Raw genomic sequence first — 19,152 nt, 5'->3', positions numbered from 1 at the left:
AAGGGGGCCTTTGTTTAGTCCAGCGCCAATTGCTGCTGCTCTACTCGCTCTTGCTTCTCTTGATGTCTTACATATCGGCGTATTATTTCTTCATTGATTCCAACACTATCGACAAAATAGCCTCTTTGCCAAAAGTGATTACCCCAAAGCCTGTTCTTCCTAAGGTGAGGAAACTTGCTAAATAGCTTTAAGGCTATTTTGCCTTTCAATACCCCCATCAACTTGGATATCGAAAGCTTTGGTGGGACCTTTACAACTAAATGTACGTGGTCAACTTGTACGTTTAGCTCTACGACTTCACATCCAAGTTGATTACAGTAAACATAAATACATCGATAAACTTCTTTACCTATATTGTTCTTCAAGATCCTAAATCGATACTTTGGCGTCCACACTATATGGTATTGACAACGCCAAAATACGTGGGAAGCTTGATTGTATCTACTCATGTTATTTGTCCTCTTTGACTTCTGGAAAAATCAAAGACGCATTTAGCATGAGTAGTTTTACAGGCAAAGCCGAAACGGATGATAACCACCTACTGAAGTAGGTGGTTTAGGGCTGAAAACAAAAAAAGGAGAGCTAACCTGCTCTCCTTTGTATTTTAACCGTGGATAAACTAAGCCACATTAACCGATTTAGCTAAACTGCTACTTTGGAAAAACTCATCATGCAATGCGCAAATCGCGTGCTGGTATTCCTTATCACCGACAACAAATTGAACATTTACATTTCTCAATGATGAGTGCAGTGCAACTGGCGTAACGCCATTATTCATCAATGCAAGCACACCTTTCGCCAACGTCTTATTGGTATCAATTTGAGAACCGATGGCTGAGATAAGCGCGACCATACGGCCTTTAATCGAGGCATTCGGATAACGTTTCTCGGCTTTATACAATACTTTGTTTAAGCTATCAGTACTGCCACCTAGATAGTAAGTAATAGAGTTAGCGTTCATCTCTTTACCAACCAAACTTACACGAGCATCGGAGATGATTTCCATCAATTCGTAACTAACGTTATCGGCTTTTCCTACCATTGCTTGGTCAAACAAATGCAGTGCAAATACTTTCTCTTTACCTGCGATGATCTCGACTTTGTCTTCTTCTGGGCGGTAGCTTGAAGAGATCAAAGTACCTTCGTGTTCAGGTTCGAATGTATTTTTAATCTGTAGCTCAATACCACTTTCACGTAAACCCGCAGCGGCATTTGGGTGAATCGCTTCCATGCCAAGGTTAGCAAGTTGGTCTGCTACGTCATAGTTTGTACTACCAATTGGTAATACTTTTTCAGGGCCAACAACGCGTGGGTCTGCTGAGCTCAAGTGGTACTCTTTGTGAATTACTGCTAAATCCGCTTTTGTTATTGCTGCAATTCGGCTAAATGTCATCTCACTATAACCTCGGTCATAAGTATGCATTAGGCCCTCTTTACAGTAAGCATAACCTGTCACGATTGGCAGTTCTTTTGATACATCGATATCAGCAAACGCGTCACTGATCGACTCATCAAGGCTTCTTGGCGCTTGATTATCCCAACCAGACAGGTCAACGAACTTAGCGTTAATACCCATATTTTTTAGTTTTAGTGCTGTGTTGTAAGCACTATGTGCCTCACCGATAGACGAGAGAAACTCTCGAATTTGAGGCAAGTACTGGCGCAACGAAAATTGACCGTACTGACAGGTTTCTAAAATATTCGCGATACAGTTTTTCGCTTCAGCAATGCGGGAGCGAATGAATTTATCCGCACGGATACGATTCATTGGGTCCGCAAAAATATTTTCATTGGTCAGCAACATACGGCTTTCAACGTACGCTAACGCTTCTTCCCATTTGTCGTCACGTTTCGCGATAAGCTGATAAACGCCTGGTTTACTGGTTTTTTTACACTCGAGCAGCGCATCGGTCATACCACCGTATGCAGATACGACAAAAATACGATTGTATGGCGTTTTGGGACGAAGAATAATATTGTCGAGAACAGCATCAAATGCTGTCATTGATGTACCGCCGATTTTTTCTACGGTAAATGTCATGATAAGCCTTTTTTGATTGGTAACTTTAAAAAGAAAAAAGAAGAGATAGTAAAGTGTGGGGTGGCAAAGCACCCCACCATCATCTTTTAGTCAACGAGAGGATAAACACCGTTTTCATCGTGCACTTCAGCGCCAGTAATCGGTGGGTTAAACACACACGCCATTACCATTTCTTTATTCTTATAAGCTCTCAAGTAGTGCTCATCGTGTTTATCAAGGATGTATAATGTACCTGGTTTGATTGGGTACGTTTCTCCACCTACAACTTCAATCTCACCTTCACCACTCATACAAAACACCGATTCAAGGTGGTTTTGATAGTGAATATGAGTTTCTGTATCTTCATAAATCGTTGTGATGTGGAAAGAGAAACCCATGTTGTCGTCTTTCAACAACATGCGGACACTTTCCCAGTTATCCGAAACAACACGTCGTTCGCTGTTGCGGCATTCATCTAGAGTTCTGACGATCATAATTAAAATCCTTATTAAGATGCTTGTTTGAAATGTTTCGCAGCGATAGTCTCTACTGCATTTTCAAAGATGCTTAGTCCTTGATCTAGCTCTGATTCGCTGATGGTTAGTGGACAGAAGAACTTCACAACTTCATCGTCTGGACCCGCTGTCTCTATCACCATTCCATTCTCGAAACAGTTTTTCGCAATTTCAGATGCCATATCACCATTGATACATTCAATACCAACCATCATGCCGCGGCCTTTTTTCTGCACAAACATTTGTGGAAAGCGACGAACACAACGGTCAATAACAGCACTTACCTTGTCTGAACACTGCTTGATGTGTGTTTCAAAATCATCGTTTGCCCAGTAAATTTCTAGTGCTTTTGCAGCAGTAATAAAGGCGTGATTATTGCCACGGAACGTACCGTTATGCTCGCCTGGCTTCCACTGGTCAAGCTCAGGCTTAAGTAATACGACAGCCATCGGCAAACCGTAACCACCGATCGACTTCGATAGCGTCACGATATCCGGTTGGATACCAGACGGCTCGAAACTAAAGAAAGTACCGGTACGTCCGCAACCTGCTTGAATGTCATCGACAATCACAAGAATGTCATTGGCTTTACAGATTTTGCTCAAACGTTGTAACCACTCGTTTGAAGCAGCATTTAAACCACCTTCACCCTGCACAGTTTCAAGAAGTACAGCGGCTGGTTTATCCATACCTGCAGAGTTATCATTTAGCATGGTTTCGAACAGCGCGAGACCATCTACGCCAGCGTAACCTTCAAATGGAATACGAGTGACGTTACTTAGACTAGAACCGTTACCTTGTCTGTGATGCTGGTTACCCGTTGCAGCCAGTGCGCCAGCAGTACAACCATGGAAACCGTTAGTAAACGCAACGACGCTGTCGCGGCCTTTTACTTTTTTAGCCAGCTTCAATGCCGCCTCAACAGCGTTAGTACCTGTTGGGCCCGTAAACTGAACCTTGTAATCCAAGTTTCTTGGTTTAAGGATGTAAGTATCCAACGCTTCCAGAAACGATGCTTTCGCTTCTGAGTGCATATCCAAACCGTGAGTAATACCGTCCATTTCAATGTACTCAAGCAACGCTTGTTTTAGTACTGGATTGTTATGGCCGTAATTTAGAGATCCCGCTCCAGCAAGGAAGTCTAAGTATCGTTCACCTTGTTCTGTTTCTAGCCAGCAGCCTTTCGCTTTACGAAAAACGACCGGGAAATTGTTTGAATATGAGCGTACGTTGGATTCCTGCTTTTTGAAAATATCCATGATGAGACCGTTTTTAATTCCTATTGTTTGAGGATTATTTGAGAGGAATGCGATACAAATATTCTGTATCGTGTTTGCCTTTAAAGTGGGCTTCTTCATCCAAAAATGTGCTTACTTGGCCAGAATTGCCGTTCATCGCATCTAACTTTTTGAACAGTGCCCAAGAGGCTTTATTATCTTCCGTGATGGTAGTTTCTACCGATTTAACACCGCCTAATTCCTCTCGGGTGAGAAGTTCTTTCAACATGCGGAATGCTAAACCATGACCTCTAAAGCGAGGTGAGACTGCAACTTGCCAGACAAATAAAACGTCTTGCTCGTCTGGTTTCTGATAACCGGAAATGAAACCTGCGATTTCGCCTTTTTGCTCAACCAAAATACTGGTTTTGCTGAAATGCGTAGACTGTAGGAAATTGCAATAAGATGAGTTCATGTCCAATGGAGGACAGTCTGCAATCAAGCTGTAAATGTCGTCACCATCAGAGATTTTAGGCTCACGAAAAATCCATTTTTTACTTGAGTCTTCTCCAATCTCTGGATAAAGGACCCAAGGTGCTGATGTGATCATGTGAAAATACATATCCTTTGAGGTCTAATTAAATTTCCTTTTTATTATGGGCATCCCTCGCGACTAAAAATCAAATAATCCGCCTTTTTATCGGTATTTTTGTTATCTAGATCACAAAAATAAACCTATTAACCAAAAGTTAAAATAGTTTGAGGTCTAATTTATTAAATAGTCACCCAAATACACAGTACAAAAAATAACCAGAATAAGACCGTTTTCCATGCTGTTCATTTCTCAGAGAAAAATAAAAAAAAAAAAAAAAGCGGCATGCTTTCGCATACCGCTTTTATCAATAATTTAACTGCTGATACTAGTTATTTTGATTTCTTAGAAACCGCCTTTGGACGAGGTTCATCCATCAAACCTTTTATCAAAGATACCGTTGCAACAAGCAAAACAATAGTAAATGGTAAACCAGTCGTCACCGCCATTGCTTGAGCAGCAGCTAGACCACCACCCAACATCAATGCAATCGCAACCAAACCTTCAAACGTACACCAGAACACGCGTTGTGGCGTTGGTGCATCGACCTTACCGCCCGCAGCAATAGTATCAATAACCAGTGATCCTGAGTCAGAAGAGGTAATGAAGAACACCACGACTAAGATAATGCCGACAAAAGATGTTATCTCAGCCAATGGCATAACATCTAACATGGCAAAAAGTTTTAAAGGTAGTTCTGCGTTAAACACCGCCTCGTAGCCATCATTAACGTATTGGCTAATTGCGTTACCGCCAAAAGCCGTCATCCATAACACACAAACTGAAGATGGGATAAGAATAACGCAAATAATAAACTCACGAACCGAACGACCGCGAGACACACGTGCGATGAACATACCCACAAATGGTGACCAAGAAATCCACCACGCCCAGTAAAACGCCGTCCAGCCTTGAGAGTAATTCACATCCTCTCGTCCAAATGGCATAGATAAGGCAGGGATATTAGCTACATAGGAAACGATGTTCTCGAAGAAACCAGTTAAAATCGCAATCGTCGGGCCAACAACAATAACAAATAGCAATAGCAGCGCTGCAAGACCCATGTTGATTTCAGATAAGATTTTCACGCCCTTATCGAGTCCAGCCACAACAGAGATTAAAGCGAGCGCAGTAATACCAATAATCAATATAACCTGCGTGGTATTGGTCATTGGGACATCAAACAGGAAGTTCAAACCCGTTGCGGCTTGAGACGCACCGTAGCCTAACGATGTTGCTAAACCAAAAACCGTCGCTACAACTGCAAGAATATCGATAATATGACCAGTCCAACCCCATACACGCTCACCAAACAAAGGGTAAAAAATTGAGCGCATGGTGAGTGGCAAACCTTTGTTAAATGAAAAGATAGCCAGCCCAAGAGCCAAGAGCGCGTATATTGACCACGGATGAAGTGCCCAGTGGTAAATCGTCGCAGCCATCCCTAATGCCGAAGCTGCAGTTGCATCGCCCTCTGCACCACCTAGCGGTGCCCAGTCAGTACGTACACCATTCTCAACGCTCACGCCACCAATCGCAGAACTAAAATGGGACATCGGTTCTGATACACCGAAGAATACGAGACCAATGCCCATACCCGCAGCAAATAGCATTGCCAACCATCCAGCATAGGAGTAATCCGGTGTTGCTTCAGTACCACCGATTCGTACACGGCCTAATGGTGTGAAGATCAATCCGACACAGACAATGACAAAAATATTACCTGAAGCGAGAAAAAACCAGTCTAAATTGTGCAACAAACCCGCTCGTAGGTCTGCAAAAAACGGCTCTACCTGTTCTCGGAATAATAGTGTTATCACAACAAACATGACGATTGCTAAGCCAGAAATTGCAAAAACACGGTTATGAATATCAAGGCCAAATGGGCCTACCTTTAGCGCAACGTTATCCTGACCAATTTGATAGTCAGTATCTATTGCGTTTACTTTTCCATCGGGGCGTTGAATGCCACCGTTATTATCGGTGCTCACGGATAATCTCCTTAAAAATACGTGACCAAGTTTAAATTACTTTCGTCGGAGTTCGAGTAATGAAACGTCTTCATCACTACCAAGCACATGTTCATAAAACATTGTTCTTATAAGCGGTTACTCAATCCGCCATCATAATCTTAAAGCCCCCTATCTCTCATTGCATTTTATTGTTTTCACCATAAATAACGCCTATTGCCAAACCGAAGATATTGGCATGTTTCGATTAAAGTGATACTGCAGTTGTGCTTGAAACAGCTCCGCAGTTGCTAACGCATCCGTCAGGGCATGGTGAGGTTGATAAGCAGGGAGGCCATATCTTTCACGAGCGTGCCCTAATCGTACAGAACCGGGTTTCTTGCCTTTCAACTTATTGATAAAACCTCTGCATTCACGGCGCTGTATCGCATACTCAATATCTAACGTATCAACAACAGGAAACTGTATCCCCTCTCCGATGCTATTTAGCAAGGCGTTATTAAAGAACTGCCTTTCAATGTTCTTATAGTGAACGAGAACCACTTTGCCTGACAACGCATCCAATATTTCACCCAAGATCTGAGACAGCTGCGGCGCGTTTTTAACCTCAGAGTCAGTGATACCGTGAATAATGACAGACTCGTGGTTTAACTCTCTGTTTGGGTTAACGACCCAATGAGCAGAGCCATTACATTGAACACGATCAATAGTAAACGGCACAAGTCCGATCGTGAGAATGACATCCTCTTCCGAGTTCAATCCTGTTGTCTCAAAGTCTACCGAGACAAATGGCACTTGTTCAATTGGTGTTTCCCCATTAACCATTGGTGTCGAATAATAGCGTTTGAGCCTCTGGTCTTTCGCTTCTTTAGCGAGTTGTTTGAACAACATTGACCACTCTGGCGTCTGGGATGTATCCAACAACGGCTGTTCTTTTTCTACTTTTTTTGAGAACCACATTATTTGCTACTTCTCTGGTATCGAAACTTAATGAAGTTCTGAGCGTTACTTAGAATTTGAAATGCTGCTTTTAAGTTTCGACGTTCAAATTCAGACATGTTCTCCGGCTCAATATTGTTGTCTGGCTCTTCTCCATTTTCTATATCAAGGGCTTGGTGACGAATTCGAACCATGTAGATTAGCTCCATCGCATCCCTTAAATCCAAACCTCGACCTTTCGGTAAAATGCCAGCATCATTAATGTCATCTAAACGGTCGAAAGAGTTTTGCGATCGCGAACCGATTGCCAGAGAATGCACCCGTATTAAATCGGCCAACGGAGCCGTCCCCCTTCGCTTCAAGTTAATCGAGTTGCGATGACGACCATCTTTCTCCATCACAAAGTCTTTGAAAAAGCCCAGTGGAGGCGTCCTACGTATTGCGTTATACGCCATACAAGCAAGAAAGCGGTTATTTCTTTTCGCTCGTCTCACAATAAAGCTGCTTAATTGCTCCGCCCATTTCACTCGCCCATGCACACCGAGGAGATCAAAAAAGATATTACTATTTAACAATCTCTCAGGGGTTGGATTGTCTATCCAGTTTCCAAAGCATTCTTCCCATTCTGCACGAGTTTTTCGCCATTCTGGGTTGGTAGCCATAATGTCTCCAGTACAATAAGCATAGCCGCATGCCGCTAAACCATCACAAACAAATTTAGCAAACTTTTCAAAGTACTCTCCGTGAATCTCAACGTCATAACTGTTATCGAGAATAAGCGCGTTATCTTGATCCGTTACAATTAGCTGCTCATCCCTCGCCATTGAACCCATTGCGACTAAACAATAAGGAATGGGCGCTGGGCCGAACTCTTGCTCAGCTAATTCAGCGAGGCGTTGTTTGAAACTACTGCCTATAACCGACATGGCTCGACCAATCATGTGCGCGTTGGCATCTTCATTGACCATTCTTACGAAACAGTCTTTTACTTGTTCAGAAACCTGCTTGAGATCCTCGACACTGGTTTGCTGAAAAATAGAGCTCACTAGCAATAGGCTGTTCTGAGATTCGTAACGAACGATGTCCGTCATGCCAATAATTCCTATCGGCTTTTTATCTTTTAAAATTGGTAAATGATGCACGTTGTAACGCAACATGGTTAACATGGCCTCAAACACATAGGCGTTATAATCCAATGAAACCACGTCATAACTCATGACCTCACTCACTGGAATATTGGTATCAATACCTTGAGCTAGTACGCGAATGCAAAGATCGCGATCAGTCAATATTCCAAGCAGCTGTTCATCATCTTCTTCTGTGAGCTCCTCTGTCGGGCGAATAATGAGCAGAGAGGTGACATTTTCCTCTGCCATTAGTATCGCAGCTTCCTGAATTGAAGCCGTTGCCTCCAGAGTTACTGGATCTCTTGCTAAGATTTTACGTGCCTTAGCGGTGGTAAAGTCATTGCTTTCGGAGCGGCTAGATATTGCGCTTCGCAAACGCGCGCTATCTTCCAGTTCCATGTAGTCCGCAAAGTTTTCAAACTCATCACAAAGTTCATTGAAGATGTTTTCCGGAATACAGTAAACGAGAGTGTCTTCTATCGCTTTGGCTGGCATACGTACGCGGTTGTTCATCAACAACCCCATCTGACCAAACAGTCCACCAGCATCAATCCTGTTGTAAAGTTCACCTTTACGTCGATAAATCTCTACCGCCCCACTTCTCACCATATACAAGTCGCGGATCGTATCTCCGAAGTTAAGAATTTTTGTTCCTTGCCGAAAGTATGCAACCTCGGCATTGAGAGCAATTTTTCTAAGCTGCTCTTCAGGTAGGTCATCAAAAGGTGGGTACTGGCTAATGAAATTGAGCACTTCTAACTGTTCGGCTTCCATTTTTTATTCCATACGTTGCCTAAACTACAGCGATAAATATCACCCTGAGTGAAATCAAGCAATAAATAAATCTAAGGATAACAGTACCTAACCGATTTCACAGGACCAAGCCTTAACCAAAAATTAGAGCTCTAACCTTTTTATATGTAGAGTTCTAAGCTATCACAGCTTATATCTATGCAAGCGAGTTGAGTTGAAATGTACAAAAAAATTCAAAATAAATTCAACCCTACGTCAGGGTAACGTTATGGCGGATAAAAACACATCACAAGCAATTGTTTTAAATATAAAAAATAAGAATTAAACATACCTTGCTCAACGAATTCTCTATGCACGGCAGAACTAGTTAACCAACCCCCTTTCGTTGAAAGTTGAACTAAAATTAATTAGAGTACAAATCGTTAAACAGTTATAAACACACGAAAAAGGACAGATAACATGGATCCCATACTGGAAGTTAAGGGACTGTATAAAGTGTTTGGAGAAGACCCAGATAGAGCCTTCTCGCTTATCGACAAAGGCGTCGATAAAGACGGTATTTTTGAACAGACAGGTTTAACAGTCGGCGTAAACGATGTATCTCTCACCATAAATGAAGGGGAAATTTTCGTAATCATGGGCCTTTCTGGCTCCGGGAAATCCACCCTTGTTCGACTTCTTAACCGGCTCATTGAGCCGACTAAAGGTAGTGTTTATCTCAAAGGAAGAGATATCGCCCACATCTCCGAGAATGAACTTCGAGAAGTTCGTCGTAATAATATCTCAATGGTGTTTCAAAGTTTCGCACTCATGCCACACATGACGGTGATTGAAAATGCCGCCTTTGGTTTAGAACTTGCCGGCATCGATGTTAATGAGCGTCAGAAAAGTGCCCTTTCCGCCTTAGAAAGAGTGGGTTTAGACCCTTATGCAGAATCTTTCCCTGACGAATTATCCGGTGGTATGAAACAGCGCGTTGGTTTAGCGAGAGCGTTAGCCTGTGATCCTGACATCCTATTAATGGACGAGGCGTTTTCCGCTTTAGACCCATTGATCCGTTCTGAGATGCAAGATGAGCTTATTCGTCTACAGAACGATGACAAACGCACAATTGTCTTCATTTCTCATGATTTGGATGAAGCAATGCGCATTGGCGACCGTATCGCCATCATGCAAAACGGTGAGGTTGTTCAGGTTGGTACACCTGATGAAATATTACACAGTCCAGCAAATGATTATGTCGAAGCGTTTTTCCGCGGCGTAAACATCGCAAGTGTCTTGACAGCAAAAGATATCGCGCGCAAGAAGCCAGCGGCTGTTTTTAAGAAATCGGAAAATGACGGTCCAGGCTCTGCGATGCAGATTCTGATGGATCACGACCGTGATTACGGTATTGTCGTCGATAAATCTAGCCGATATTCCGGCATCGTATCTCTTGATTCACTACGTTTGGCTCATAAAGAAAACCGTTCGTTAGCCAGTGCTCAATTACCGGATGAAGTTACTCTTCAGCCTGATCAGTCAATTAATGACATTTTGGGTCTGGTTGCTGGTGTTCCTTATGCCGTGCCTGTCGTAGATGAGAAAGCAACTTACTTTGGTGTCGTGACTAAATCACGTCTTCTACAAACACTAGATAAGGATTAACACGATGTCTTCAGAGCAAACTAACAATGATCCCTGGTCAAATACTGCTCCTGCGCAAGATGATCCTTGGTCGCAAGGTACAGAGGCCGCGCCAAGTAATGATTGGCTCAACTCAGAAACTGTAGAGCAAGCACCATTCGATATTATGAACCCATTCCAAGATGCGGTTTTACCCCTCGATAGCTGGGTAGAGTCCGGTTTGAACTGGCTGGTGGAACATGGTCGACCTGTTTTCCAAGCAATACGAGTTCCAATCGACTTTATTCTAACGTCGTTTGAAACTGCTTTGGTGTCTACACCTGCGCCTATAATGGTACTCATTTTATTTTTGCTAGCGTGGCAGTTTTCCAATGTAAAACTTGGTTTTTCTACTCTTGTATCCCTTGTTTTCATCGGCCTAATTGGTGCGTGGTCACAAGCGATGACAACGCTAGCACTGGTGTTAACCGCCGTTTTCTTCTGTTTGCTTATAGGGCTACCAATGGGGATATGGTTGGCAAGGAGCCAAACCGCTGCCAAATTTGTTAGGCCAATATTAGATGCAATGCAAACGACTCCCGCGTTCGTTTACCTTGTGCCAATTGTTATGTTGTTTGGTATTGGTAACGTTCCTGGCGTAGTAGTAACGATCATTTTCGCCCTGCCTCCCGTTGTGCGCCTGACTATTTTGGGTATTCAGCAAGTACCTGAAGAGCTTATCGAAGCTGGCCACTCTTTCGGGGCAAACAAAAAACAGATGCTTTATCGCATCCAGTTACCGTTGGCGTTACCAACCATCATGGCAGGTGTAAACCAAACCTTAATGCTGTCACTTTCTATGGTAGTGATTGCTTCAATGATTGCTGTTGGCGGCTTAGGCCAAATGGTACTTCGTGGTATTGGCCGACTTGATATGGGTCTTGCTGCCGTTGGTGGCTTAGGCATCGTTATTCTTGCGATTTTGTTAGACCGTATCACCCAGGTGTTAGGGGTTAATGCGGGCAACACTAAACTTCGCTGGTATCACACAGGTCCTGTTTCATACCTATTAAAACTGAAAACAAAGACGAACCAAGACGATCTAAAACTTAGGAGAAACATCAATGAATAATTCATGGAAGAAAGCGCTCTCTGTTGGAGCTCTAAGTACTATCGCATTTTCAACTTATGGTGTGGCAAGTGAACTACCGGGTGAAGGTGTCACTGTTCAGCCTGTTCAATCAACCGTTGCAGAAGAAACATTTCAAACGTTGATCGTAAACCGCGCACTTGAAGAGCTTGGTTACGATGTTAAACCGACCAAAGAAGTGGACTACAACGTAGGCTACACCTCTATTGCTAAAGGTGATGCTACTTTCTTAGCGGTTGGTTGGTTCCCTCTTCACGCCGATAAGTACACGATGTCTGGCGGTGATGATAAGTTCTTCCGTAAAGGCCAATACGTAAGTGGTGCTGCGCAAGGTTATTTGATCGATAAGAAAACCGCGGAAAAATATAACATCACGAACATTGGTCAGTTAAAAGATCCAAAATTGGCGAAGCTATTCGATGCAAACGGCGATGGCAAAGCGGACTTAACTGGCTGCAACCCAGGTTGGGGTTGTGAAATGGTTGTTGAACATCAGTTGGATGCTTTCAAACTTCGTGACACAGTAACACACAACCAAGGTAACTACGCGGCGATTATCGCTGATACAATCTCACGTTACAAAAAAGGCGATCCGATTCTTTACTACACTTGGACACCGTACTGGGTAAGTGGCGTTTTAGTTCCAGGGAAAGATGTTGTGTGGTTAGAAGTGCCATTCTCTTCACTTCCTGGTGAGCGTAAGGACATTGATACGACACTAGAGAACGGTAAGAACTACGGCTTCGAGATGAACTCTATGCGCATCGTTGCTAATAAAGAGTTTACAGAAAACAACCCTGCTGCTGCAAAGCTGTTTGAAATCATCAAACTAAATATCAATGATGTTAGTGCTCAGAATATGATGATGAGCCAAGGTAAGAACAGCTCAGCGGACATCGAGTCTCATGTAAATGGCTGGATCAAAGCGAACCAGAAAAAGTTCGACGCATGGGTCGAAGAAGCGAAGAAAGCCGCAATGTAATCATGCCTTTATCAACCTCTAGAGCCAGTTGGTGTTATCAACTGGCTCTTTTTTTACACAAACGCCCCTCCCCCTTACATAGACATACCAACACTTACACTACTCGACCATAAACCCACATTATAATTCACGTTTATTTCACGCTTGCTTTGCTAAAAACAACACAACATAACAATTAAACTATTCGAATAAATATGAAAAACTTATCAAGGAGCTCTGTGTGGGGGCCTTTGCAGCCAATTGCTGCCTTTTCTTTGTTTTCGCTTCTATTTCTGTCTATCTCAAGAGTTTTGCTAGCTTTTTGGCAGATTGACCGTATTGACTCTCTAAACGACTTAATTTACATCCTAGGTCAAGGTTTGCGCGTAGATATTGCAACGCTTTGCTGGTTATTTATTCTTCCAGCACTGTTTTCAACCTTCATGCCATTAACCGGTAAGATGGGAGAGTGTTGGAAGCGAATATTACGCATATGGATGGTTTTAGGGCTTTGGGTGCTTGTATACATGGAGCTCGCAACAGCGCCATTCATTCAGGAATACGACCTACGTCCAAACCGCCTGTTTGTGGAATACTTAATCTACCCAAAAGAAGTCTTGAGTATGCTCTGGACTGGCTACAAATTAGAACTGTTTATTGGTGCGTTAGGTACAGTTTTAACCATCACTTTAGGTTGGAAGTGGAGTAAGAAACTGACCGATAAGGCGCAGCAGGTCAACTGGAAATGGCGACCACTATTGGCACTTTTCGTTGTTCTTTTTGGGGTTGCAGGTGCTCGCTCATCTTTAGGTCACCGCCCGCTAAATCCTGCTATGGTCGCCTTTTCTAACGATCCACTGCTTAACGACTTAGCACTGAACTCATCTTACTCATTGTTGTTTGCGGTTAATAGCATGAAGTCAGAAAAGAGTGCTGAGCAGTTCTACGGAAAAATGGACACTCAAAAGATGTTGGAATTAGTTCGCACTTCATCAACAAAGTCCGACTTCACCCCTTCATTACTCCCAACCATGAACAGTAACCCCGCGACTTACCAGGGTAAACATAAAAACTTAGTGATTTTGCTACAAGAAAGCTTAGGCGCCCAATTTGTCGGTGATTTGGGCGGTTTGCCTCTAACACCAAACCTTGATGAACTCATGAAGGAAGGTTGGCAGTTCACACAAATGTACGCCACTGGTACTCGTTCTGTTCGTGGAATTGAAGCCGTAACCACGGGCTTTCCTCCATCTCCCTCTCGCGCTGTAGTGAAGCTGAGTAAAAGCCAAACGGGTTTCTTTACTATCGCGGACTTACTGAAAGCTCAAGGCTATCACACGCAATTTATTTACGGCGGTGAAGCCAACTTTGACAACATGAAAACTTTCTTCTTTGGTAACGGTTTTGATCAAATAGTAGAAGAAGACGATTATAACAACCCAAGCTTTGTTGGCTCTTGGGGTGTTAGTGATGAAGATCTATATAACAAAGCAAACGAAGAGTTTGAACGCCTTTCAAAAAGCGACAAACCTTTTTTTAGCTTAGTTTTTACGTCAAGTAATCATAGCCCTTATGAGTATCCAAAAGGCAAAATTGAGCCATACGATTCAGAATATATGACGCGTAACAACGCCGTTAAATATTCCGATTACGCTTTGGGCACTTTCTTTGAAAAGGCGAAAAAGTCATCTTATTGGGATGATACCATTTTCATTGTAATTGCAGATCATGATGCACGTGTTTCTGGCGCTAACCTTGTTCCAGTTAAGCACTTTCACATTCCAGCATTGATCCTTGGTAAAGGCATTCAACCACGTAAAGATGACCGCATAGCAAACAACATAGACATGCCGCCTACACTGTTATCTCTGATTGGGGTAGATGCTAAAACACCGATGATTGGTCGTGATTTAACGAAGCCACTGGCTCGCGAAGATGAACGCGCAATGATGCAATACGACAAAAACTTTGGTTATTTAACGCGCGACAATCTCGTTGTGCTTTCCCCTGGTGAAAAGATATCGACCCTGGCGTACGACTTTAAAGACCAAACCATGAAGCCGCTAGAGGTGGACGAATCTATTATCGAGCGTGCAAAAGCAAACGCATTATTTGCATCTAAAGCGTATCAAAACAACTGGTATTCTTCCAAACACACTCATTAATACCAATGATTCCGCTGATAAAAAGGAGCTAAACGGCTCCTTTTTCTTATTCTGTCACTTACCTTCGAGAATGTTCTACTGACAACTCCTGTCGTTCCTTTCCGTTAGATTGCCCCTACTATTTCTAATTGATTAAGGAACAAACCATGCTGACTATCAATTCATTCGTTCTCTACGTTGAGGACATCCACATAAGCCAAGTTTTTTATTCGAAACTGTTCGAACGCAAAGTCACGCAGTTGTCTCCAACCTTCGCCGCTATTCCACTGACCGAAGGCTTAACGTTGACACTCAAGCAAAGAGATAATCTTTCACCCTACAGCGGAATTAGAGGTGGTGGCACCGAGTTGTCTTTATCGGTGCCCAATAGTCATATGCTAGAGCGCATTTACAAGCGCTGGAAAGACCTAGGTGTTGAGTTTGTTCAACCACCAGCGACATCAGTGTATGGGTTAAATTTTATGGCTATCGATCCAGATAAGCATCGCATTCGTGTTTTCATAAATGAATAAAAATGCGTTAAAAATGCTTTTTACCCATTCCCAATGTGACTTCAATAAATTAGACTCAAGGAAACATCAAAAGCGGCGTAGTAATAAGAAGGAATGCCCATGAGCTCAAGTATGATCCTTAGCGAATCCCTAATCGAGAGCGGAAGAGATATCCCCCTCAAAGAACTGCTTTATGCAAAGCGCGTGCTGGATAACTACATGGCAGTAGCCAAAGAAAGTAGCCCGCTTGAGCTATTAACTGAGATGAAATCGGCAGCAAAGCAAGTAGAATACTTTACAACGACGAGTAACCCGTGTGAGGCTCGTAATGTCATCAGTCAGATGATTGATAAAATCGACACCGCGGAATCTTTTGATTCGTTCAAAGCATTAGCAGGTAAGCCATCTCAAGCACTCAATGAACTAATTGAAGATCGAGCTCAGCTGATTAAACACGAACGAGAGCTCCTGCTCGCCTCAGGCTATGACGCCTCACGAATCTAATATACGAGCAGCCTTAAAGTCATAGCTAACAACGAAAAAGGAGCTCTTAAAGAGCTCCTTTTGCTTTTCAAAAATCGGATACAAAAGACTTAAAGGCCGATATCTTCCGTTATTGCTTTGATTTGTTTGAGGTCCATTTTATAGACTTCAATCATTTGATCGACCTGACTTAGTCGTGAATTAGCTTCGTCATGTTTATCACACGCGTCCGACTTCACGTCCCAAGATTTGCCTTCTAAAAATACGTCACACTCTTTCTTGAGTTTCTCAATCTTAGGTAATAATTTCGACCGTTCTTTCTCGAGAGACTCTAATTCTTGCGAAATTTTTAGCTCTTTCTGGAATACTTCGCGGGACCGCTCAAACATAGTCGCTTGCATATCCGCTTGACGACTCAACTTCTCATTTTCTGACTTCGTCGTGTTGATCTTATCTGCCTGCTGCTTCAATTGAGACTCTAGTGACAAGTTAACCTTCTCGACCTCAGTCAATTGCTTTTGCAACTTCTTAAGTGCTTTCTGATGAGCTTCATCTTTCGCGGCGAGTAACTCACTAACTTGGTTTTGTATCTCTTGGTCAAGCGCCTCTTCACGCACTTTTACTTGAGATGCCAACTGGGTTTTATCTTGCGTTAGTGCTTGATACTTTTCTTCTAATACGTGGTAAGTCGATTCCCACTTGTTCGCAGTGACAACCGATCCAACAAGGCCACCAAATGCCAAGCCTAACACCGCAGCGATTGCGATATAGATATGCGTACGTTTGTCACGCTCTTCAATGACAACTACGTCGTCTTGCTCTTCCATTTTGTTCTGAGAACTCACCGTATACTACTCCAAGGACTCTTTTACTTTGCTAGCGGATCAATTCCGCAAACATAATTGATGCTGTATAAATCAGAAATGCGCCAATTAATGTTATAACGGTCGCTTTTTGGACTTTTTCATTGGTTCGATAACGAAACAGCACAAATGCTACTGCAATCAACACCGCAATGGCTAATAATCTGGTCATACCGCCTCCTTGTCCACTCATGAAAAACTGCCTAGGTCCGTAGACTGTTTCACAAAGATTCATTGTAACCCATTTATACGTACCATAAGGTCAACTTAGCGTAGATTTTAAAATAAGTGCTCCGATTTTAATCAATTTTGTGTCCTTAATTGAATAACTTATGTCGTAACGGTCGAAACACATTTATCGTTCTGAAGTGTTTTTGGGTTCCATTCCCTAACCCAATAAATTTTATTTATGCCGTGACTCGCACAAAAAGATTGGCAAACATACCTTCATGAAAATTGATGAGGTTATTTCATTGAAAATAAATTGACATAGGGTGTTGAAATGGACCAAAAACATGATAGAGTTCACACGTTAATGATGACCAGCATCATTAACTAACCTTTACTCATTTAATTGAGTAATTGTTCCGATGAAGACTGCAGGAGAGTGGTTATTAATCAAATTTTAACATTTGATTAGCATAACTCGCCGAAGAATTAACTATTTCAGGTGCTACCTAGGTAGCGGGGACTGTAGTTGGAGGAACCTCTGGAGAGAACCGTTAAATCGGTCGCCGAAGGAGCAAGTCTTGCACTCACGCAAGGTGAAACTCTCAGGCAAAAGGACAGAGGAGTGGAAAGTTACAACCTAACTATTTTGCTTGGCCTTCCCGCCTACAACCAATAGCTTAGTTCTTTTAGAGATCGTTGATCTCGTCCTTTCCCTCTTCTCCTTATTAGTTGTTTTATTAAGGGGAAATCATGAACAACCTACAATCTTTACTACAAACCATCGATAATTTTGTCTGGGGTCCACCGCTGCTTATTTTGCTAGTAGGTACAGGGGTTTACTTCACTTTTAGCCTTGGCTTGATCCAGTTTAAACACCTCCCAACAGCGCTAGCGATGGTATTCAGTAAAGATAAGTCATCTAATACTCAAGGTGACGTTTCTAGCTTTGCAGCTCTTTGTACTGCGCTCTCAGCAACAATTGGTACTGGTAACATTGTTGGTGTTGCCACAGCAATCAAACTCGGTGGACCAGGCGCTCTATTCTGGATGTGGCTCGCAGCCCTTTTCGGAATGGCGACTAAATACGCCGAATGTTTGTTGGCGGTTAAGTACCGAAGAGTCGATGATAAAGGCCAAATGATTGGTGGCCCAATGTATTACTTGCAATACGGTGTTGGCTCAAAAGCTCTCGCGATCATGTTTGCAGTGTTTGCTTTGGGTGTTGCTTGTTTTGGTATCGGTACGTTTCCACAAGTAAACGCGATTCTGGATGCAAGTGAGATATCTCTTGGTGTTAACCGTGAGCTATCTGCCTTTGTACTAACTCTTTTGGTTGCTTTCGTAACTTTGGGTGGCATCAAATCCATTGCTAACGTTGCAGGAAAAGTGGTTCCTACCATGGCTGTATTTTATGTGTTGGCGTGTTTAAGCGTGATCATCATGAATGCAGACCAATTGTTCAATGCCGTTGAATTAGTGCTGGTTTCAGCCTTTACATCAACAGCAGCGACTGGTGGTTTTCTAGGTGCAAGCATCATGTTGGCAATCCAATCAGGTATCGCTCGCGGTGTGTTCTCAAATGAATCTGGTTTGGGTAGCGCGCCTATGGCAGCAGCAGCAGCGAAGACAGACTCTTGTGTTAAACAAGGCCTAATTTCAATGACGGGTACCTTTTTCGATACCATCATTATTTGTACCATGACAGGCCTTGCTCTAATCCTGACCGGTGCATGGCAAAGTGACCTTGCAGGTGCCGCGATGACGACTCATGCTTTTGCGGTGGGTTTAAATGCAGATACATTTGGCCCTATGCTCGTCTCAATCGGTTTGATGTTCTTCGCTTTTACCACCATTCTTGGTTGGAACTACTACGGTGAGCGTTGCGTTGTGTTCCTGTTCGGAACTAAAGCTGTGCTTCCATACAAACTGATTTTCGTCGGCTTGGTGGCATCTGGTGCATTCCTTCACCTCGATATGATTTGGCTACTGGCTGATATCGTAAACGGTCTGATGGCAATTCCTAACCTAATTGGTTTGATCGCACTGCGTCACGTCGTACTGGCAGAAACCAAACTGTTCTTTAGCTCAACATCGCAATCAGGTGAAGTTGAAGCAGTGAAAGCTTAGTGA

General features: G+C 42.9%; 17 protein-coding genes and 1 riboswitch. Of the genes, 7 read left to right on the top strand and 10 right to left on the bottom strand.

All coding sequences use genetic code 11. The annotated features are described in order from the left end of the window. Nucleotides 1-14 precede the first annotated feature (14 nt). From tnpA to R7F64_RS05410, 8 genes are all read right to left on the bottom strand, one after another. Entirely contained in the window at nt 15-449 is a 435-nt protein-coding gene (tnpA, locus tag R7F64_RS05445) for an IS200/IS605 family transposase (protein WP_017633711.1), read from the bottom strand. 170 nt (nt 450-619) lie between these two features. After that, complete coding sequence (locus R7F64_RS05440) at nt 620-2,041, bottom strand: aspartate kinase (RefSeq protein ID WP_005377768.1); 1,422 nt, start codon at nt 2,039-2,041, stop codon at nt 620-622. 86 nt (nt 2,042-2,127) lie between these two features. Then, a complete protein-coding gene (locus R7F64_RS05435; RefSeq protein WP_005377769.1) occupies nt 2,128-2,514 on the bottom strand; it encodes an ectoine synthase in 387 nt (128 codons plus the stop codon). A gap of 14 nt (nt 2,515-2,528) precedes the next feature. Beyond that, the gene (gene ectB, locus R7F64_RS05430; RefSeq protein ID WP_017820939.1) at nt 2,529-3,794 is read right to left on the bottom strand and encodes a diaminobutyrate--2-oxoglutarate transaminase; all 1,266 of its coding nucleotides are present in this window, start codon (nt 3,792-3,794) and stop codon (nt 2,529-2,531) included. Nucleotides 3,795-3,828: 34 nt separating this feature from the next. Continuing rightward, a complete protein-coding gene (gene ectA, locus R7F64_RS05425; protein ID WP_005393379.1) occupies nt 3,829-4,362 on the bottom strand; it encodes a diaminobutyrate acetyltransferase in 534 nt (177 codons plus the stop codon). 314 nt (nt 4,363-4,676) lie between these two features. Then, on the bottom strand, nt 4,677-6,335 hold the full coding sequence (locus tag R7F64_RS05420; protein ID WP_005377772.1) for a BCCT family transporter: 1,659 nt from the start codon (nt 6,333-6,335) through the stop codon (nt 4,677-4,679). Nucleotides 6,336-6,527: 192 nt separating this feature from the next. Further along, entirely contained in the window at nt 6,528-7,274 is a 747-nt protein-coding gene (locus tag R7F64_RS05415) for a 3'-5' exonuclease (RefSeq protein WP_005377774.1), read from the bottom strand. Then, nucleotides 7,274-9,154 (bottom strand): DUF294 nucleotidyltransferase-like domain-containing protein, encoded by a 1,881-nt coding sequence (locus R7F64_RS05410; RefSeq protein WP_005377775.1) that lies wholly within the window; start codon nt 9,152-9,154, stop codon nt 7,274-7,276. The genes R7F64_RS05415 and R7F64_RS05410 overlap by 1 nt, the downstream gene beginning before the upstream one ends. Nucleotides 9,155-9,592: 438 nt before the next feature. On the opposite strand from R7F64_RS05410, the gene proV reads away from it, so the two are divergent. The 6 genes from proV (at nt 9,593) to R7F64_RS05380 (ending at nt 16,009) form a co-directional block, all read left to right on the top strand. After that, on the top strand, nt 9,593-10,780 hold the full coding sequence (gene proV, locus R7F64_RS05405; RefSeq protein WP_318071505.1) for a glycine betaine/L-proline ABC transporter ATP-binding protein ProV: 1,188 nt from the start codon (nt 9,593-9,595) through the stop codon (nt 10,778-10,780). Nucleotides 10,781-10,784: 4 nt separating this feature from the next. Continuing rightward, the gene (proW, locus tag R7F64_RS05400) at nt 10,785-11,870 is read left to right on the top strand and encodes a glycine betaine/L-proline ABC transporter permease ProW (protein ID WP_005377778.1); all 1,086 of its coding nucleotides are present in this window, start codon (nt 10,785-10,787) and stop codon (nt 11,868-11,870) included. After that, entirely contained in the window at nt 11,863-12,870 is a 1,008-nt protein-coding gene (gene proX, locus R7F64_RS05395; protein WP_005385703.1) for a glycine betaine/L-proline ABC transporter substrate-binding protein ProX, read from the top strand. The genes proW and proX overlap by 8 nt, the downstream gene beginning before the upstream one ends. A 194-nt stretch (nt 12,871-13,064) precedes the next feature. Then, nucleotides 13,065-15,014 (top strand): LTA synthase family protein, encoded by a 1,950-nt coding sequence (locus R7F64_RS05390; protein ID WP_054577882.1) that lies wholly within the window; start codon nt 13,065-13,067, stop codon nt 15,012-15,014. Nucleotides 15,015-15,160: 146 nt separating this feature from the next. Continuing rightward, a complete protein-coding gene (locus R7F64_RS05385; RefSeq protein ID WP_005377781.1) occupies nt 15,161-15,526 on the top strand; it encodes a VOC family protein in 366 nt (121 codons plus the stop codon). 99 nt (nt 15,527-15,625) lie between these two features. Further along, complete coding sequence (locus R7F64_RS05380; protein ID WP_054576467.1) at nt 15,626-16,009, top strand: hypothetical protein; 384 nt, start codon at nt 15,626-15,628, stop codon at nt 16,007-16,009. An 89-nt stretch (nt 16,010-16,098) separates the two neighbouring features. Here R7F64_RS05380 and R7F64_RS05375 read toward each other — a convergent pair whose 3' ends face one another. Both R7F64_RS05375 and R7F64_RS05370 read right to left on the bottom strand, forming a co-directional pair. Beyond that, nucleotides 16,099-16,833 carry a chromosome segregation ATPase gene (locus tag R7F64_RS05375; RefSeq protein WP_017820934.1) on the bottom strand — a complete coding sequence of 245 codons (735 nt, stop codon included), beginning with the start codon at nt 16,831-16,833 and terminating at the stop codon, nt 16,099-16,101. A gap of 31 nt (nt 16,834-16,864) precedes the next feature. Continuing rightward, nucleotides 16,865-17,023 carry a hypothetical protein gene (locus R7F64_RS05370; protein WP_005377784.1) on the bottom strand — a complete coding sequence of 53 codons (159 nt, stop codon included), beginning with the start codon at nt 17,021-17,023 and terminating at the stop codon, nt 16,865-16,867. A 527-nt stretch (nt 17,024-17,550) separates the two neighbouring features. Beyond that, nucleotides 17,551-17,650, top strand: a riboswitch (glycine riboswitch). Between the two features lie 122 nt (nt 17,651-17,772). Between R7F64_RS05370 and R7F64_RS05365 the strand changes: the two genes are divergently transcribed. Continuing rightward, complete coding sequence (locus R7F64_RS05365) at nt 17,773-19,149, top strand: alanine/glycine:cation symporter family protein (RefSeq protein ID WP_005377785.1); 1,377 nt, start codon at nt 17,773-17,775, stop codon at nt 19,147-19,149. Nucleotides 19,150-19,152: the final 3 nt, after the last annotated feature.

The sequence above is a fragment of the Vibrio sp. Vb1980 genome, assembly GCF_033338615.1.
In the GTDB taxonomy this organism is placed as follows: Bacteria; Pseudomonadota; Gammaproteobacteria; order Enterobacterales; family Vibrionaceae; genus Vibrio; species Vibrio alginolyticus.
Note: the sequence above shows the minus strand (reverse complement) of the source record. Positions and strands in the feature narration are given on the sequence as shown.

Excerpts from the sequence above, each read along its gene's own strand:
- R7F64_RS05440 (WP_005377768.1), bottom strand. The coding sequence starts at position 2,041 with ATGACATTTACCGTAGAAAAAATCGGCGGTACATCAATGACAGCATTT.
- R7F64_RS05385 (WP_005377781.1), top strand. The coding sequence starts at position 15,161 with ATGCTGACTATCAATTCATTCGTTCTCTACGTTGAGGACATCCACATA.
- ectB (WP_017820939.1), bottom strand. The coding sequence starts at position 3,794 with ATGGATATTTTCAAAAAGCAGGAATCCAACGTACGCTCATATTCAAAC.
- R7F64_RS05410 (WP_005377775.1), bottom strand. The coding sequence starts at position 9,154 with ATGGAAGCCGAACAGTTAGAAGTGCTCAATTTCATTAGCCAGTACCCA.
- proX (WP_005385703.1), top strand. The coding sequence starts at position 11,863 with ATGAATAATTCATGGAAGAAAGCGCTCTCTGTTGGAGCTCTAAGTACT.
- proV (WP_318071505.1), top strand. The coding sequence starts at position 9,593 with ATGGATCCCATACTGGAAGTTAAGGGACTGTATAAAGTGTTTGGAGAA.
- proW (WP_005377778.1), top strand. The coding sequence starts at position 10,785 with ATGTCTTCAGAGCAAACTAACAATGATCCCTGGTCAAATACTGCTCCT.
- ectA (WP_005393379.1), bottom strand. The coding sequence starts at position 4,362 with ATGATCACATCAGCACCTTGGGTCCTTTATCCAGAGATTGGAGAAGAC.
- R7F64_RS05390 (WP_054577882.1), top strand. The coding sequence starts at position 13,065 with ATGAAAAACTTATCAAGGAGCTCTGTGTGGGGGCCTTTGCAGCCAATT.
- R7F64_RS05415 (WP_005377774.1), bottom strand. The coding sequence starts at position 7,274 with ATGTGGTTCTCAAAAAAAGTAGAAAAAGAACAGCCGTTGTTGGATACA.
- R7F64_RS05380 (WP_054576467.1), top strand. The coding sequence starts at position 15,626 with ATGAGCTCAAGTATGATCCTTAGCGAATCCCTAATCGAGAGCGGAAGA.
- tnpA (WP_017633711.1), bottom strand. The coding sequence starts at position 449 with ATGAGTAGATACAATCAAGCTTCCCACGTATTTTGGCGTTGTCAATAC.
- R7F64_RS05370 (WP_005377784.1), bottom strand. The coding sequence starts at position 17,023 with ATGACCAGATTATTAGCCATTGCGGTGTTGATTGCAGTAGCATTTGTG.
- R7F64_RS05435 (WP_005377769.1), bottom strand. The coding sequence starts at position 2,514 with ATGATCGTCAGAACTCTAGATGAATGCCGCAACAGCGAACGACGTGTT.
- R7F64_RS05365 (WP_005377785.1), top strand. The coding sequence starts at position 17,773 with ATGAACAACCTACAATCTTTACTACAAACCATCGATAATTTTGTCTGG.